The following is a 16,163-nucleotide window of genomic DNA, read 5'->3' as shown; positions in this document are numbered from 1 at the left end:
ACATCTATGAAAATTTTAGCATTTCTCCTGGTCGCTTTATTCATGACACCTCCTAAGTCTGTGTATGAATTTAAAATGCAATCTATTGATGGGAATAAGATTGATTTAAGTGCTTATAAGGGTAAAAAAATCCTGATTGTGAACACTGCATCCAAATGTGGCTTTACCAAGCAGTACGCGGGATTAGAAGAGCTTTCGAAGAAGTATAAAGACAAGCTGGTTGTGATTGGCTTTCCCGAAGATAATTTCAAACAAGAATTGAGCTCTAATGAATTGATTAAAGAGTTCTGTAAAGCCAATTACGGGGTTACTTTTCTATTGAGTGAAAAGGTAAGTGTAAAAGGGGATGATCAGACGGCACTGTTTAAGTATTTAACTACTGCCGAAAACCCCGATTTTGAAGGCGATATTAATTGGAACTTCGAGAAGTTTTTAATAGATGAAAACGGTAAATTGATCCATAGGTTCAGGTCAAAGACAGAACCACTATCACCCGAATTGACCAAATATCTATAGATCAAGCCAGTATAGTATTTTGCATTTTATTTTGTAATCTTACAATCTGAGCCTATATTTGCAATCCCAAACAGAAACACTGTTTCGGGAATAAGGAGGCTTAGCTCAGCTGGTTCAGAGCATCTGCCTTACAAGCAGAGGGTCACTGGTTCGAACCCAGTAGCCTCCACTTTAATTAGGACAACGCCGCATTTGGTTTTGTCCTTTTTTTTGCCATAACCCTAAATAAAGATCCTCGACTTATTTAAACCCTCCTATTTCTTTAGTTTGAAAGTATTTAGAATTCAGTTCTTATAAATTTTTAATTAATGCCCTTTCTGAACGAATAAGGAGAGTAAACCTAGCTCTAAGCCGAAATTTAGATCTATTAAAGAATGTGCCAGAATAAGAGATAAAAATATTTATTTATTTGGCAAGAAGCTTTTAATTAGCAAGTTCAAATTTATATATCAGAATATATTTTGTTATCTAATATTTAAACGTGTATAAATAGTTAATCTAGTATTTCAAAAATAAAAATTTAGCTCTCAGTCCTCTAACCGGTATTTTATGAAAGTTTTAAAAGCGCTAATCCTAATATCATTTGAATTTTCATCTTGTTCTCCTGGCTGGATCAGGTGTAAGACAGACAGTAGTCCTTAGGCTGATTCATTTAAAAAATTAGCTTCAATTAAGGAAAAATAATAAATATTCTATTGCTGCACGATGGAAATTGCGCAGTGTTTATCTGCGGATCAATGTATTATTAAATAATATAAGCCAATTACATTCAACAAAATATTCTTCCTTATGAACACCAAATTCACTGAAAGAGGCCAAGTTGTTTTATTTTTTCTGCTCTCCATATTTGTTTTCTCTTGTAGAAATCATGCTGCTGATATCGAGTGTAATTTCACTAAGAATGAAATTACAGGTATAAAACAGATACTTTAGATACAACTTTGGCTATAACTGAAATTAAAAAAGATACAATAGATTCCGTTATAGCTACACCTAAACGTGAAGCTCCCAGAAGTCGGTTCTAGGCCGGCGCACAAGATAAATAGTAAAGCATGTAGGTAATTCTACAGGGTAATACAACAGATCCATTGATGTAACTTTCTTGTTTAATGCCTTTTTAAGGAAAATCTTTACTATTTTGTGGTCATCAGTAAAGAAAGACATCTGATCGATCATAATGAATAAAGGAAACGAACTACCACCATTTATTAAATCCTGGAATCACTATTACTGGATAGTTGTATGCTGGCTGATTTTATTGATTGTCTTCTTCTCCCTGATAACACTTTATTATTCATGAGTTTAGTCGACTGGTTGGTCCTTGGTTTCACCATCCTCTTTATTGTGGTATATGGTATTTGGAAAAGCCGGGGCAATAAAAACATGGATGGCTACTTCTTAGCCGACCGTTCTATGCCATGGTACAGTATCGGCCTTTCAGTGATGGCTACTCAGGCCAGTGCCATCACTTTCCTATCTGCACCAGGGTTGGCCTACTCCAGCGGAATGCAGTTTGTCCAGTTTTATCTGGGTCTGCCACTAGCCATGATCGTGCTCTGCATCACGTTTATACCCATCTTTCACCGCCTTAAAGTTTTTACTGCATATGAATTTCTGGAACAGCGGTTTGACTTAAAAACAAGGGCATTAACAGCTTTCTTGTTTTTGATCCAAAGAGGCCTTTCTACAGGGATTACCATCTATGCGCCATCCATTATATTGTCCACAATCTTAAATATCAACACCTCTTATACTACTTTATTTATTGGATGTGTAGTGGTATTATATACCGTTTTTGGGGGAACAAAGGCAGTCTCCTATACACAAATGCTCCAGATGAGTATTATATTCGCCGGATTATTTATGGCGGGTGTTGTCGTTGTTTCGCTACTTCCTCCAGCTGTGGGCTTCGGACAGGCATTATCAATAGCCGGAAAAATGGGGAAGATGAATGTGATCAACTGGGATTTCGATCTTAATAACCGGTATACCATCTGGACAGGACTCATTGGAGGTTTCTTTCTCCAGCTCTCTTATTTTGGTACAGACCAGTCACAGGTAGGCAGATACCTAACAGGTAGCACAATTGGTCAAAGCAGGATGGGATTATTGATGAATGCGATGCTTAAAATTCCCATGCAGTTCATGATTTTACTCATAGGGATTCTTATTTTTTCCTTTTATCAATACCAGAAGCCTCCGGTATTTTTTAACCAGTTTGAAATTAACAAAGTAAAAAGTGGTGTCTATAAAGATGAATTTGCACAAAAGGAAGCTGCATTTAGTCAAGCATTCGAAGCAAAAAAACAAAAAGTTATCGCTTTAGAAAATGCGCTTAATCAGGGACAAGATGTATCAAAGTACCAAAATGAGTTAAACAAGGCCAATGCCAATTTCCTTGATACCCGAACAGCAGCCATAGCCGTCATCAAGAAAAATGATAACAATGCCGATCTGGACGATACCAACTATGTGTTTCTGAATTTTGTGACCCATTATTTACCTCAGGGTTTGATCGGTCTACTCATCGCGATTGTTTGTATGGCTTCCATGGGTTCAACTGCCAGTTCGTTAAATTCGTTGGCTTCCACAACCTCCGTAGATATTTATAAAAGGTTAATAAATAAAACCGGATCGGATCTTAAGTATTTGAATATAAGTAAAATTACTACCTTGTTTTGGGGAATTCTAAGTATAGGAATGGCACTCTACGCGAGTAAATTAGGCAATCTTTTAGAAGCTGTTAATATCCTGGGGTCACTTTTCTATGGAACCATATTGGGCATATTTCTTGTCGCCTTTTACATTAAAAAAGTGAAAGGAAATGCTGTCTTTATCGCTGCTATCCTAACTGAAATAATTGTTTTTTCGGCCTTTTATTATAAAGTAATGGCTTACCTGTGGTTAAATGTATTGGGTTGTGCAATGGTAATCATCATTAGTTTGTTAGTCGAGTTGTTAAACAGTAAAGATGAGAGCGACCCTAACAGAACTGAAATACAACCTATCTAATGCTCTAGACTATTGCTAAACAGATTTTAAGTTTATTCAAATTCTCCATTAAACCTAATGATAACTTAACACTATCCTAATACGCTTAGTACTTCTCATGCATAAATTTGCACACATAATAAATGAGGTATTGAGTAGTCAAACAAATATAGTGTCCGATCAGGATTTGGTGAGGAAGCTTAAAGCCGCTGATAATGATGTATTGGAGCTCATTTACCAACGGTACGCTCAAAAATTATACCATGCGGCTTACAACCTGCTTCGCAATAAAGAAGTCTGTGAAGACCTGATTCATGACCTGTTTGTGGATCTTTGGCTGAAAAGAGAAACGTACAACATCAATGTCCTGAAGCCTTATCTATATGCCGCAATAAAGAGTCGGGTGCTCATGCATCTGCGTTCATCAAAATCAATAATTGATATTTCTTCCATGGAATTTACTGATAACGGGCGTACACCTGAACACCTTTATGCCTTAAAGGAAGTCAGCCAAATTTCTAATCATGAGATCTCAAATTTACCCCACAAATGTCGGGAGATCTACAAGCTTAGCCGCCTGGAGCAGCGTTCCCATAAAGAAATTGCGATACTAAAAGGTATTTCTACTAAAACGGTTGAAAGCCAAATCACAATTGCACTTAAACGCTTACGTCCGGCCCTCAAGGACTACATGACTCTAATCTTATAGATGACCTTTTTCGGTCAATAAAAATATTAAAATTTCTTTTAGGGGATAAGTGCTGGTTTTGCATTATACAGGCAAGACACAGCAAATAGATAGAATGAACCCCTTTAAAAAGAAATTAAGCTCCAAACTTGAAGAAAAGATCAATAATTATTTTGATGATGCTGAAGATCCTTCCACAATAGAACAGGAGTCAAACTTCGAAGGGAATAAAACTTATCAGAGAATACTAAAAACCATCAGCAGTAAAGAAAAGCAAAGCAATCATCCTAATTGGTTTTATCAGGTTGCAGCCGCAGTCTTATTAATCTTCTTGACGTCTGGTGCTTTTTATTTTTATTACCAATCTGGTGCTAATGTAACTCAAGTGGCCATGCAAGAGAAAAAAGCAGCCCCGGGAACACTTACCAAAGTAAACTTGCCGGATGGTACCGAAATTTGGCTTAATGCAGGCAGCAAGATTTCATTTCCTAGTGAATTTGATAGTGATAAAAGGGAGGTTAACCTCGAAGGGGAGGCTTTCTTTAAAGTCAAACACGATCCCCAAAGACCTTTCCTCATCCATACGCAGAACTTGGTTACCCAGGTATTAGGTACCAGTTTCAATGTCAACTCTTTTCCTCAAGAAAATCAAATTAAGGTAACCGTACTTAGTGGCAAAGTAGCCGTCTATGAACAGGAAATGCAGGGTAAGAAAAATCTAAACAAGACGCTCTTTCTAACCGCCAATCAGCAAGGGGTTTATTCGAAAAAACAAAAAAACATCTCCTTGAATAAAAAAAATATCAAGTCGGAGGAAGCAGTTGCATGGAAGGAAGGTAACCTCATATTTAAGGATACAGAGCTCAGCGAAGTTGTTCATAACCTGGAACGTCGTTATGCCATTCGCATAGAAATGGAGAAAACAATGAGCTGTCCGGTTACCGTAAATTTTAACAATGAATCTTTAGAGAGGGTGATGCGGGTTCTCGCTAAACTGGTGAATGGGCAGGTAAGCTATGAAAATGGGCATTATCGGCTAACAGGTGCTATATGCGAATAAAACAGAATGTAAATGAATTATAAAAATCGAATATGAAGATCTAGTATGAAAAAGTAACAAATCCGTTCCGCAGAGTGCAGAACGGAGATTTTTATTAAAAAAATGGATGTTATCCCCCGGCGACCTGAGAATCATAGGGGAACATCACTAACACTTAAAACTTGGATATAAAATTATGAAAAAATCTCTATGCCCCAATGGAGTGGTATATTATTGCTTGCTTTTTATGAAATATGGCATCTTAATCAACAGTATGATCTTTTGTTTATGTACTCTGGCCATGGCAAAGTCTACATTTAGTCAGGAAGTAGTCAATAAACCTGTACATATTCGCTTGAACCAGACTAGCCTGGAAACTGCCCTCGACGAACTTTCTGAAAAATTAGGTGTAAAAATAGCCTACCGTCAGAAATTGGTTGACCGGTCTGCATTAGTTAATCAGGTTGCTAACGGCGAAAGTCTGAGAGAGGTATTAACTAAACTGTTAACACCATACAAGTTAACCTATTACCTTATAGACAACGCTATCGTAATTACCAAACAAGGTGATCTTGCCGCATTAAATACAGACCTGCGTCAGGTTCCTGAAGAAATTGAAATCAGCGGAACAGTAAAGGATTCAGTTGGAGTAACACTTCCAGGCGTATCCATTCGCATTAAAAATCAATCAAAAGGTACAGTAACGGATCAGAATGGTGCTTTCCGCATACGTGCTGATGCTGATGCCACTTTGGTCTTCAATTACATTGGTTTCATAAGTCAGGAAGTGCCTTTACAAGGTCGTACCAACGTTAATATTCGTTTACAAAGCAGTATTTCCACCTTACAGGACGTCGTTGTAATTGGTTACGGAACGGTAAAAAAAGGCGACCTTACCGGCTCGGTAGGTAAAGTCAATTTAGCAGATGCCCAAAAAGCACCTGTTAGGTCTTTTGATGAATTCCTTGCCGGACGAGTAGCAGGTCTACAGGTTAGTTCTACCGACGGTCAACCTGGTTCTCCAATAAACATTGTAATCAGAGGAAACAACTCCATCACACAAGATAATTCGCCATTGATCGTTGTCGACGGCTTTCCAACTGAAGATCTGGACTTGAATACGATTAACCCCGATGATATCGAATCTATTGAGGTGTTGAAAGATGCGTCTGCAACTGCCATTTATGGATCAAGGGGTGCAAATGGGGTCCTTATGGTGACCACAAAAAAAGGAAAAGTAGGTACTCCTGTGCTTAACTTCAATGCTTATTATGGTACACAGCGAACTACGAAACAGTTGGACCTGATGGATCCATACGATTTTGTCAACTATCAAATTGATCGGAGCCCTAGTCTGACAGATACTTTAGCACCATCGGCTATATTTCTTTCAGAAGGACGTACGCTGGACTATTACCGCACGGCAGAAAAACTGGATTGGCAAGACATGATGCTTCGTGATGCCCCATTTAAGAACTATTCCTTATCATTAAGTGGTGGTAATCAGCAAACAAGATACTCCCTGTCCGGATCTATAAATGACCAGGAGGGTGTAATTATCAATTCATTTTACAAACGATATCAGGGCCGTGCAGCAATAGATCAGACCGTAAACTCAAAATTGAAAGTTGGCATTAATACAAATTATTCGTACCTGGAACGCAGCGGTATAAGTCCGTCTGAGTCGGGAGGTAACCTTGCTACTACATTGCTATACAGTGTATATGGTTCTAGTCCGGTTAATTCTCCCCGCAGTAACGTTAGTCTTGACGATGAACTATTTGACCCATCCATCGACTTAACATCCGATTACCGCATCAACCCGATCATCAATCAGGAAAATCTGGTTCGGAATACCACTACACGGAACCTCTTTGCAAATGCCTATGCCGAATATGCCATCATTCCTGAACTGACCTTAAGAGTCACCGGTGGAATCAGCAACACCATGGGTAGGTTTGACGCTTTCAATAATTCAAATACGTTGTATGGTAATGTCAGAACTGTATGGGGTGCAACCTATGGCGTCAATGGTTATGTTCAGCATCGTGAAAATAATTCATGGATCAATGAAAATACATTGACATGGAATAAAAAAATTGCCAGTGATCATAATTTAAACATCGTAGGTGGCGTAACTGAGCAGGGAGGAAAGACATCAGGATACCAATTTGGTGCTTCAAATTTACCTAACGAAGCGCTAGGGTTGAGTGGATTGGAAGAAGGTAATCTTTTGCCAGTACGTACACAAGCCTTTAGTTCTAACTGGCGGCTTATGTCGTTCCTGGGTAGGGCAAATTACAATTACCAGTCGAAGTACTATGCTACAATAAGCTTTAGGGCAGATGGATCATCGAAATTTCCTCCTGATAACCGCTGGGCGTACTTTCCTTCTGCAGCACTGTCATGGAGAATCATCAATGAGGACTTTATGAAAAATATACCGGTGATATCCGACGCGAAACTTCGTGGAAGTTATGGTTTAACCGGGAATAACCGTGTAGGCGATTTTTCTTATCTCCAATCATATGGGCTTCCAATTCAGAATACCTATATATTCAACAACAACTACCAGAGTGTTATCGTCCCACTTTCTCCAGGAAATGACGAATTGAAATGGGAAACAACCCGTCAATTTGATTTGGGTATGGATCTCGGATTTTGGAAGGATAGACTTACGTTGACGGCTGATGTATACAGCAAGACCACTTATGATCTACTGCTGAATGCACGCTTACCATTCTCTTCAGGTTATGCATCCGGATTTAAGAATATAGGAAGCATGAAAAATGAAGGTCTTGAAATTACCCTTGCCGGTACGCCGGTAAACAATCGTAACTTCAGATGGAACTCCAGTTTAAATATCTCATTCAACAAGAATAAAATACTGGAATTGACTGAGGGACAGCAAGCGATCGCTACTTCCATTCAGTGGGACAACAATTGGCAGAGTCTACCTGCATACATTTCTGAGATAGGCCAGCCGGTAGGAAATATGTATGGCTATATCTGGGAAGGAAACTACCAGGTGAGTGATTTTGATCAGGACGCTAATGGAAAATACATATTAAAGGAAGGTATTACGACCAATGGTAATACGGCTGACCGCATCCAACCCGGCGACATTAAATACAGAGATCAAAATGGAGATGGTGTAGTTGATGCATCAGACTATACCGTAATCGGTCGTGGTCTGCCTAAACATATCGGAGGTTTTAACAATACATTTAATTATAAAAGCTTCGACCTGAATGTATTCTTTCAATGGTCTTATGGCAATGATATTCAAAATATCAATCGCCTTGTATTTGAAGGAAATGCGTTTAATAAGCCTTACCTGAACCAACTGGCTTCTTATGCAAATCGCTGGACACCGGAAAATACCGGGAGTGAAAACTACCGCACGAACGGTTTCTTTGGAGGCGGATATTCATCCAGAACAGTTGAAGATGGTTCTTACCTACGCCTGAAAACACTTGCATTAGGTTACACGATGCCGAAATCAGTATTGCAAACTTTAAAAATTTCGAACCTAAGGGTATATGCTTCAGCACAAAATGTGATCACCTGGACCAAATACAGCGGCTCCGATCCTGAAGTAAACACGTATAACACGGTGCTGACTCCAGGATTCGACTTTTCTTCCTATCCCAGAGCAAGAACAATGGTGCTGGGTGTTAATTTAACTTTTTAATTCATACATAGATATTATTAGTCATGAAACTACATATTTCTTATCTCTTAACTGCGATAGTACTGTTATTCAGTGGTTGCAGTAAATTCCTGGATACCAAACCAACCGACTTTCTGACCACTGAGAACTATTATAATTCGGAGGCGAACCTCCTTAAAGTGCTGGCAGGCGTTTACAGTCCGTTGTCTTCAGCGGCTATGTACGGAGATGCCCTATTTAACCAAATTGGTGCAGGAACAGATGAACATTTCCGTTCTGCAGTATCAAGCACTACAGGAGTATGGGTAAATAACTTTGATTATACCAACCTGGACGTAAACAATCTTTGGCAGCAATGTTATATCGGAATTGAGCGTGCGAACAGCCTGATTGTCAATATTAACATTCCTGAAATGGATGAAACCAATAGACAGGCTATTCTTGGAGAAGCCCTGTTTTTGAGGTCCTATTATTACTTTTTATTGGTAAGCTATTACGGAGGTGTACCCTTGAAACTCGAGCCTACAACCAACATTAATACCATTTCCATTCCCCGTGCCACTGATAAAGAAGTGTACACACAGATTATTAGTGACATGACTGAAGCTGAAGGAAAAGTGCTTACATTGGTACAATTGGGTCATGCCAGCAGAGTAGGTAAAACAACGGTACAGGGTGTTTTAGCAAGAGTTTGTCTCACTATGGCAGGATTTCCTGTTCAGGACGAAAGCAAATATGCCGAAGCCTTAAGCTGGGCAAAGAAAGTTAAAGCATCAGGAGAACACAGCCTGCTTACGGAAATTGTAGGAACCCCAGACGGTGACAACAACAGCGGTTATAGCCAGGTATTCGTTAATGAAGCTCAGGATAAATACGACGTCCATGAAGCAATGTGGGAATCGGAGCAGAAAGGTAACCGGGCCGATGGTTATGTATCTAACGGCCGTATAGGCAATAATATAGGTATAAAATTTACTGGAAGTAATTTCGCAGACACAGGGTATTGTTATGGTAACTTGAGGATTACCGAACGCCTGTATCGCCTGTATGGTAATGGAGACCTAAGAAGGGACTGGAATTGTGGCAAGTTTACCTACGATGCAAATGCAAAAAGAACTTACCTGGCTGCCAGCAAAATTTACGACCGTAACGCAGCAAAATGGAGACGTTCTTACGAAACGCTATATCCGAAAGATAAAAACTACACCCCTATTAACTTTCCGCTATTACGCTATTCAGATGTATTGTTGATGCTTGCAGAAGCAGACAATGAAGTCAATAGTAATCCATCTGCTGAGGCGTACGAAGCAGTCAACATGGTAAGACGCCGGGCTTATAAGTTGCCGATAAATACAGCGAATGCCCTGGCCGATATTCCTGCAGGACTGAGTCAATTAAATTTCAGAACAATGATTCAAGATGAACGCTCAAGAGAACTTTGTTTCGAATCGTTAAGGAGATTAGACTTGATTCGGTGGGGCATCTATGTATCCAGAATGAAGGAAGTAGCAACTCAGTTTACTGCCAGTGCAGGTAGCTATGCTTACGGTGCGATAGCTGGTAATAATACAGCTGAGCGACATGTGCTTTTCCCGATTCCTAGTGGTGAAATATCGGTTAACAAAGCTGCTACTCAAAATCCAGGCTGGTAATTTCGATTATTCAAGCTGATTTATTTCCATAAGAACAAAAATGTCACGACTTAAATTTTATATCACCATCGTCCTGATGAATCTTTATTCATTGACCTGTCTCAGCTTAAGTGCTCAGCAAAGAACCTTGAAAGTGCTCAGCTATAATGTATTAAAAGGATTGCAGGGGGACACGGTAAATATGAAACGCTTTACCAATTGGGTAAATGAAAAATCGCCGGATATTATTTTCTACCAGGAAATGAATGGGTTTACCCAAAAAACAATTAGAAAACTTCGCGATGGGTTATGGTCATCCCTATGCCGTGCTTGCCAAAGAGAGCGGTTATTCGGTGGCTTTAACCTCGCGTTTTCCAATTGTAAATGCACATAAAGTACTGGATAATATGTGGCATGGTTATATCTATGCCAATATCAGGGGAATCCATGTTTTCGCCATACATTTGTCGCCATTCCTTTACGAAAAGCGGGTATATGAAATTAAACAAATTCTGTCACAAGCGGCGCTCCTACCTAAAGGCAGTGCGGTAATGATTGCGGGTGATTTCAATTCCTACCAGGCCAGAGACAGTAGTCATTACTCTGCAAAGGATCTACGTGCGCAGCAAGTAAGAGAACAGAACAATGCTGAAATCCGTAACCTGAACCATGCGAAGTTCGATTACAGTGTGACTAATGAAATAGCAGCAACAGGGTATCAAGATGCAGTGAACATGTTTAGCAAGCAGTTTGATTTCACTATGCCTACCAAGAAATACGACGCACCCTTCAAGCATAAAATCAGGATTGACTATATATGGCTCAATCAGGTACTCCAGAAGAAAGTTAAAGCTGCTGAGGTAGTGTATGATGATGATACTGAAGCAATGTCAGATCACTATCCAATCTTCATTCAGATAAAGTACTAATTATAGGCAAGTAGTGACCAGATTAAGGGTGATGCCACAGTGAGGCCACAGTGACGCCACAGTGAGGCCACCTTTTACCGCAAAAACGTGGCGTCACTGTGGCTTCACCGTGGCATCACTGTAGCCTGAAGGGTAACCAAATTCTAATCAGTCCTCAATCTTATCTTATGTTTTATCTTTTCGTTTATAATGGTTTAGATCTTTCCTTTTACATGAGAAGATCTAAATCATTTTTAGAACTCTTTAACCAAAATTACTCAGAGCTCTTTCAAGTTGTCCCAAACGTCTTTTCCATAATAAGTATACAAAGTAAGAATGAACTCCGAAAAATAATATTATGCCTCCAAGTAGCATATATTTCTCCGTAGTGAATTGAACATTATATAGGAAAAATAGCAATAATCCGGAAGCGTAAAATGCACGTGTTAAAATAGATATCATGGCATATCTCTTCACATTTGAAAAATAGTTTTCTATTGATTCCCGTAAAGTCGTACCCTTTAGTAGATATTTGGCAAAACGATAGCCCATTAGGTTATGAACCAAAGGAAATAAAGTACAAATCAGGAGTATGATATTAATAAGCAAAGGTTTCTTGTCACCATCAAACATGGTATAATAACAGATCAGGAAGAGTGACCAACCTGCAATTTCCAGCGTTAATTGTCTTCTTATAGCTTTCAAAACAGGATGGTTATTTTCCAATAACATCTTTTTAATCTCCTCCGTTGTCTTAACCGGTGTATCTAAATTGTTCCAGGATGCTTTTAAATCGTCAAGTTCCATCTTTTATTTAATTAAGAGTTTTTGTATTTTGTTCCTTATTCTGGAGAGTTTCACTCCAATATTGTTTTCACTAATGCCCACTATCTCTGCAATTTGCTGATAACTGAAATCTTCCAGATAGAGTGTAATCAATGCCTTTTCGCTGTCGTCCAACTGTTTTAATGCAGCAAATAAAAGCTCATGCTGAATTGAATGTCCTTCCTTTTCCTGTTCTGCCTGATTGTCTGGCAAAACGGGAACATATTGAATATCAGGTCCCTTTTTACGAAAGGTGGCTATGGCGGTATTGAGTGCAATCCGATAAATCCAGGTGCTTACTTTGGACTGGCTTCTAAAAGAGGAGTAAGCTTTCCAAAGTTGAAATGTGATTTCCTGAAACAGATCTTCGCGGTCCTCTTTGTTATCCCGATACAAATGGCAAACCTTATGGATGATCCGCTGATATTCTTTAATCAGTGTTACAAATTCTAATTCATACATCTTCTATTTCTTAAAAAGCATTTAAGGGTTGTTTGAGCATCTGCTTCTCTCAAAATTGATTGAAGGGTGAAATTCAGTTCTACGATAACCATATTGTTTGATTTTACATATAAGTTGAATAAAACCTGGAAAACTTACATAAATAGATAAATAATTTTTATCAGCATGCAGGACTATTGAAGGATTTTATACTAGTCCGGAAAAATTGCTCAGAGAATCGTCAAGCTTCTTTAAACTAGGTTAAGTTATTGGTCGTTTCCGGTTGGAAAAAAAAACTCAGGCAATCGACAAGATTCCTTATTTTTAATCTTCCAAAAAGAAGAATAAAACCTCAGATTGACTAATCCTATTTTATTAGATCCCTGGCAATGAAAAACCCTAAATTCAATGTACTCCTTTATGCATTAACCTGTGTTCTGCTTGCTGGATGCGCCACGAAACAGACAGCCATAAAATCCCAAAACAAGTCCTTTGCGAAAGGTGCAGACGTAAGTTGGTTGCCACAGATGGAGGCATCGGGATATAAATTTTATAATGATAATGGAGTAGAGGAAGATTGCCTTAAAATCTTAAAAGACCACAGCATGAATACCATTCGGTTAAGGACCTGGGTCAATCCATCTAACGATCGGGCAAGTGGACATTGCAGTAAAGACGAAACGGTACAGATGGCCTTACGTGCAAAAAAGGCGGGAATGCGGGTAATGATTGATTTCCATTACAGCGATAGTTGGGCAGATCCGGGCAAACAAAAAAAGCCGGCAGCTTGGGAAGGGCATGATTTCAAGCAATTACTTGAGGATGTGTATAGCTATACTTTTGACGTGATGTCAGCATTAAAAGCGGCAGGCGTGGAGCCGGAATGGGTGCAGGTTGGAAATGAAACCCCGGGCGGGATGATTTATCCGGAAGGCAGCACCGCAAATTGGCCTCAATTGGCGCAATTGATAAATAAGGGTTATGATGCGATAAAGGCAGTCAGTAAAAATTCCAAAGTGATTCTTCATGTGGACCAGGGGAATAATAATGAGCGTTTTAGAAACTGGTTCGACCATGCTAAAGCAAATGGGGCTAAATATGACGTGATTGGGCTTTCTTATTATCCTTACTGGCTTGAAGGAAATCCGGATTATACGCTTTCGATTAATGATCTTGGAAATAATCTTCTGGACATGGCGTCCCGCTATGGAAAAGAGGTTATGGTAGTAGAAGTAGGAGGAGAAGATAATAAAGCGCAGAATATCTATGATATGTTAACGGCAGTTCAGGAAAAGGTTAGGGCTGTTCCCGATGGAAAAGGTCTGGGTGTATTGTATTGGGAACCTGAGGGAGCTAGAAGCTGGAGTAAGTATGGTTTAAGTGCATGGGGCGATGATGGAAAACCCACCAAAGCCTTAAAAGCATTCATCTCAAAATAGGGATGACGTTTATAACTCTGGTGAGTATAAAGGGTATTTCATTATTTATTTTTTAGCCTGGCTTTACTGACATAAACTTTGGCCCCTTTTTTATTGACATAGTAGTATTTACTGTTTTTGTCAATATAAATGGTTTGACCGCTGGGACCAACTTTACTCGCATATGTTTTGTCTGCTACTTTTGATGCTCCCTTAACGGCTAATTCAGCTGTTTTGTTACCTACTTTATTGGCAGCTTTTTTAATTGCATGATCAGGATTTACCTTCAGCGTGTCATGGTTTTGAGCAATACTTGGTGTAGCGAAGCCGATGACTGCTGTGCAAAGGGCGATTGCTACTACTTTTACTACGTTTTTCATTTTGTGTTTGTTTATTTAGATGATGTTATTTTTAAAATTAATTGGCTTTCATGAAATTGTAAACAATCCTACTAATTGAAATTTTAAAACTAAAATATCATATAATAACAAGCTGATTCGAAAGTTGTTGTGTCTAATTTATACTGAAGAGCTTTTTTTGAATGACAATTGGATGGTATATCCTGTTCTTTTGAAGACTCCACTTGGAGAGTTCTCAGCTTAGTAATAAAATTAAATTATAGAGACAATTAGTTTAAAGAAAAATTTTGTGCCTTTTGGCAAAGTAGATGCGTTTAATTTTTTTTATAGATAGGTGGCAGATGTTGATGAGCAGCAATTAGCCATGAAAATAATTCTCAATGCTTTACCATAGTCTGCCTGACATATAAGTGATTTATAGGTCAGGCTTTTTCTTTCGCATACTTTTTTTTCTGTTTAATAGTGCTTGTTGTAGCAGGTACTCGATTTGGCCATTGATGCTTCTAAATTCATCCGTTGCCCAACTCTCTACTTCCTTCAAAACTTCCGGATTAATTCTTAATATAAATGCTTTCTTTTCTGCCATAATAATTGAATATGTAGCGACCTGTTATCATATTCCTCCTGGTTATTGAGGAATAAGGCATCAACAGGTATTAGTGATATAAAGTGCCGGTATTTACGACAGGACTGACGCTTTTATCACCACAGAGTACAACCAGTAGATTGCTCACCATGGCTGCTTTTCGCTCTTCATCAAGCTCCACGATATTTTTTTCTGATAACTTAATTAAAGCCATTTCTACCATTCCAACAGCACCTTCTACGATAAGTCTTCTTGCTGCGATAATTGCAGAAGCTTGTTGTACCTGCAACATGGAATGTGCAATTTCAGGAGCATAGGCTAAATGGGAGATACGTGCTTCCAATACTTCTATACCTGCCCGATCAAGCCGTTCATTTAACTCTTTTTCAAGCAGAACGCTCACCTGTTCAGCTCCTCCTCTTAACGTGATGGTGGCTAATTCATCTTCCAGATTGTCGTAGGGAAATAAGTTGGCCAAGTGCCTTACTGCCGCCTCACTTTGAATGTCTACATACTGAACGTAATTTTCTACTGCAAATACAGCATTTGCCGTATCCTTAATTTGCCATACAATAACTGCCGCAATTTCTATTGGATTGCCGATTTTGTCATTTACTTTTAATTGTTGTCCATTTAAGTTGAATGCCCGCAAGGAGACTCTTTTTTTAACTGTAAAAGGGTTCACCCAGAAAAATCCATCATGTTTAACGGTGCCTACATATTTACCAAACAGCGTAAGCACTTTTGATTCATTGGGGTTCACAATGATTAGTCCTGATAATACAAATACAAAGGCTGCTAGTCCAACAATAACACCAATGGCAATTTGTTCTGACACCATGCAGATTCCGGCGGACACTACCAAAATGATAAACAATGCCAAGGCAGCATATCCTGATGGAGGAGTAATTATTTTTTCAGTTTTCATTTTTATATGATTTTAAATTGATATCATAAAGATATCAAAATATCGATATTTAAATAAGGTTTTATAAAAAAAATAAATTTGATAGGTCAGTCTTTAAAAAAGATTTCGATTGCTGCTTATTGGTCTTTTTTGTCACCATGTTTAATTACTTCAGTTGTCG

At 38.7% G+C, this 16,163-nt stretch carries 13 protein-coding genes and 1 tRNA gene; 9 read left to right on the top strand and 5 right to left on the bottom strand.

What is annotated here, in order from left to right:
• The first annotated feature begins 6 nt into the window (after positions 1-6).
• From ADIARSV_RS19635 to ADIARSV_RS19600, 8 genes are all read left to right on the top strand, one after another.
• The gene (locus ADIARSV_RS19635; protein ID WP_016197431.1) at positions 7-516 is read left to right on the top strand and encodes a glutathione peroxidase; all 510 of its coding nucleotides are present in this window, start codon (positions 7-9) and stop codon (positions 514-516) included.
• Between the two features lie 94 nt (positions 517-610).
• Positions 611-685: transfer RNA gene (locus ADIARSV_RS19630), tRNA-Val, on the top strand.
• A 1,127-nt stretch (positions 686-1,812) separates the two neighbouring features.
• Positions 1,813-3,528 (top strand): sodium:solute symporter, encoded by a 1,716-nt coding sequence (locus tag ADIARSV_RS19625; RefSeq protein ID WP_040300750.1) that lies wholly within the window; start codon positions 1,813-1,815, stop codon positions 3,526-3,528.
• A 130-nt stretch (positions 3,529-3,658) separates the two neighbouring features.
• Positions 3,659-4,216, top strand: a complete 558-nt coding sequence (locus tag ADIARSV_RS19620) for an RNA polymerase sigma factor (protein ID WP_160166684.1) — start codon at positions 3,659-3,661, stop codon at positions 4,214-4,216.
• 94 nt (positions 4,217-4,310) lie between these two features.
• Positions 4,311-5,255, top strand: coding sequence for a FecR family protein (locus ADIARSV_RS19615; protein WP_016197427.1), 945 nt, complete (start codon positions 4,311-4,313; stop codon positions 5,253-5,255).
• Positions 5,256-5,430: 175 nt separating this feature from the next.
• Positions 5,431-8,928 carry a SusC/RagA family TonB-linked outer membrane protein gene (locus ADIARSV_RS19610; protein WP_235048451.1) on the top strand — a complete coding sequence of 1,166 codons (3,498 nt, stop codon included), beginning with the start codon at positions 5,431-5,433 and terminating at the stop codon, positions 8,926-8,928.
• 23 nt (positions 8,929-8,951) lie between these two features.
• Positions 8,952-10,559: a RagB/SusD family nutrient uptake outer membrane protein gene (locus ADIARSV_RS19605; protein WP_040300724.1), complete on the top strand. Its 1,608-nt coding sequence runs from the start codon at positions 8,952-8,954 to the stop codon at positions 10,557-10,559.
• Positions 10,560-10,804: 245 nt separating this feature from the next.
• Positions 10,805-11,467 (top strand): endonuclease/exonuclease/phosphatase family protein, encoded by a 663-nt coding sequence (locus ADIARSV_RS19600; RefSeq protein WP_016197424.1) that lies wholly within the window; start codon positions 10,805-10,807, stop codon positions 11,465-11,467.
• Positions 11,468-11,710: 243 nt separating this feature from the next.
• On the opposite strand, the gene ADIARSV_RS19595 is transcribed toward ADIARSV_RS19600, so the two are convergent.
• A complete protein-coding gene (locus ADIARSV_RS19595; RefSeq protein WP_016197423.1) occupies positions 11,711-12,253 on the bottom strand; it encodes a hypothetical protein in 543 nt (180 codons plus the stop codon).
• A gap of 3 nt (positions 12,254-12,256) precedes the next feature.
• Positions 12,257-12,733, bottom strand: coding sequence for an RNA polymerase sigma factor (locus ADIARSV_RS19590; RefSeq protein ID WP_016197422.1), 477 nt, complete (start codon positions 12,731-12,733; stop codon positions 12,257-12,259).
• A gap of 368 nt (positions 12,734-13,101) precedes the next feature.
• Here ADIARSV_RS19590 and ADIARSV_RS19585 point away from each other — a divergent pair, with 368 nt between their 5' ends.
• The gene (locus tag ADIARSV_RS19585; protein ID WP_016197421.1) at positions 13,102-14,151 is read left to right on the top strand and encodes a glycoside hydrolase family 53 protein; all 1,050 of its coding nucleotides are present in this window, start codon (positions 13,102-13,104) and stop codon (positions 14,149-14,151) included.
• Positions 14,152-14,192: 41 nt separating this feature from the next.
• On the opposite strand, the gene ADIARSV_RS19580 is transcribed toward ADIARSV_RS19585, so the two are convergent.
• From ADIARSV_RS19580 to ADIARSV_RS19575, 3 genes are all read right to left on the bottom strand, one after another.
• Positions 14,193-14,510: a hypothetical protein gene (locus ADIARSV_RS19580; protein ID WP_016197420.1), complete on the bottom strand. Its 318-nt coding sequence runs from the start codon at positions 14,508-14,510 to the stop codon at positions 14,193-14,195.
• Between the two features lie 394 nt (positions 14,511-14,904).
• Complete coding sequence (locus ADIARSV_RS21360; protein WP_016197419.1) at positions 14,905-15,075, bottom strand: hypothetical protein; 171 nt, start codon at positions 15,073-15,075, stop codon at positions 14,905-14,907.
• 70 nt (positions 15,076-15,145) lie between these two features.
• The gene (locus tag ADIARSV_RS19575) at positions 15,146-16,003 is read right to left on the bottom strand and encodes an SPFH domain-containing protein (protein ID WP_016197418.1); all 858 of its coding nucleotides are present in this window, start codon (positions 16,001-16,003) and stop codon (positions 15,146-15,148) included.
• Positions 16,004-16,163 lie beyond the last annotated feature (160 nt).

The sequence above is a fragment of the Arcticibacter svalbardensis MN12-7 genome (genome assembly GCF_000403135.1).
GTDB classification, from domain to species: domain Bacteria; phylum Bacteroidota; class Bacteroidia; order Sphingobacteriales; family Sphingobacteriaceae; genus Arcticibacter; species Arcticibacter svalbardensis.
Note: the sequence above shows the minus strand (reverse complement) of the source record. Positions and strands in the feature narration are given on the sequence as shown.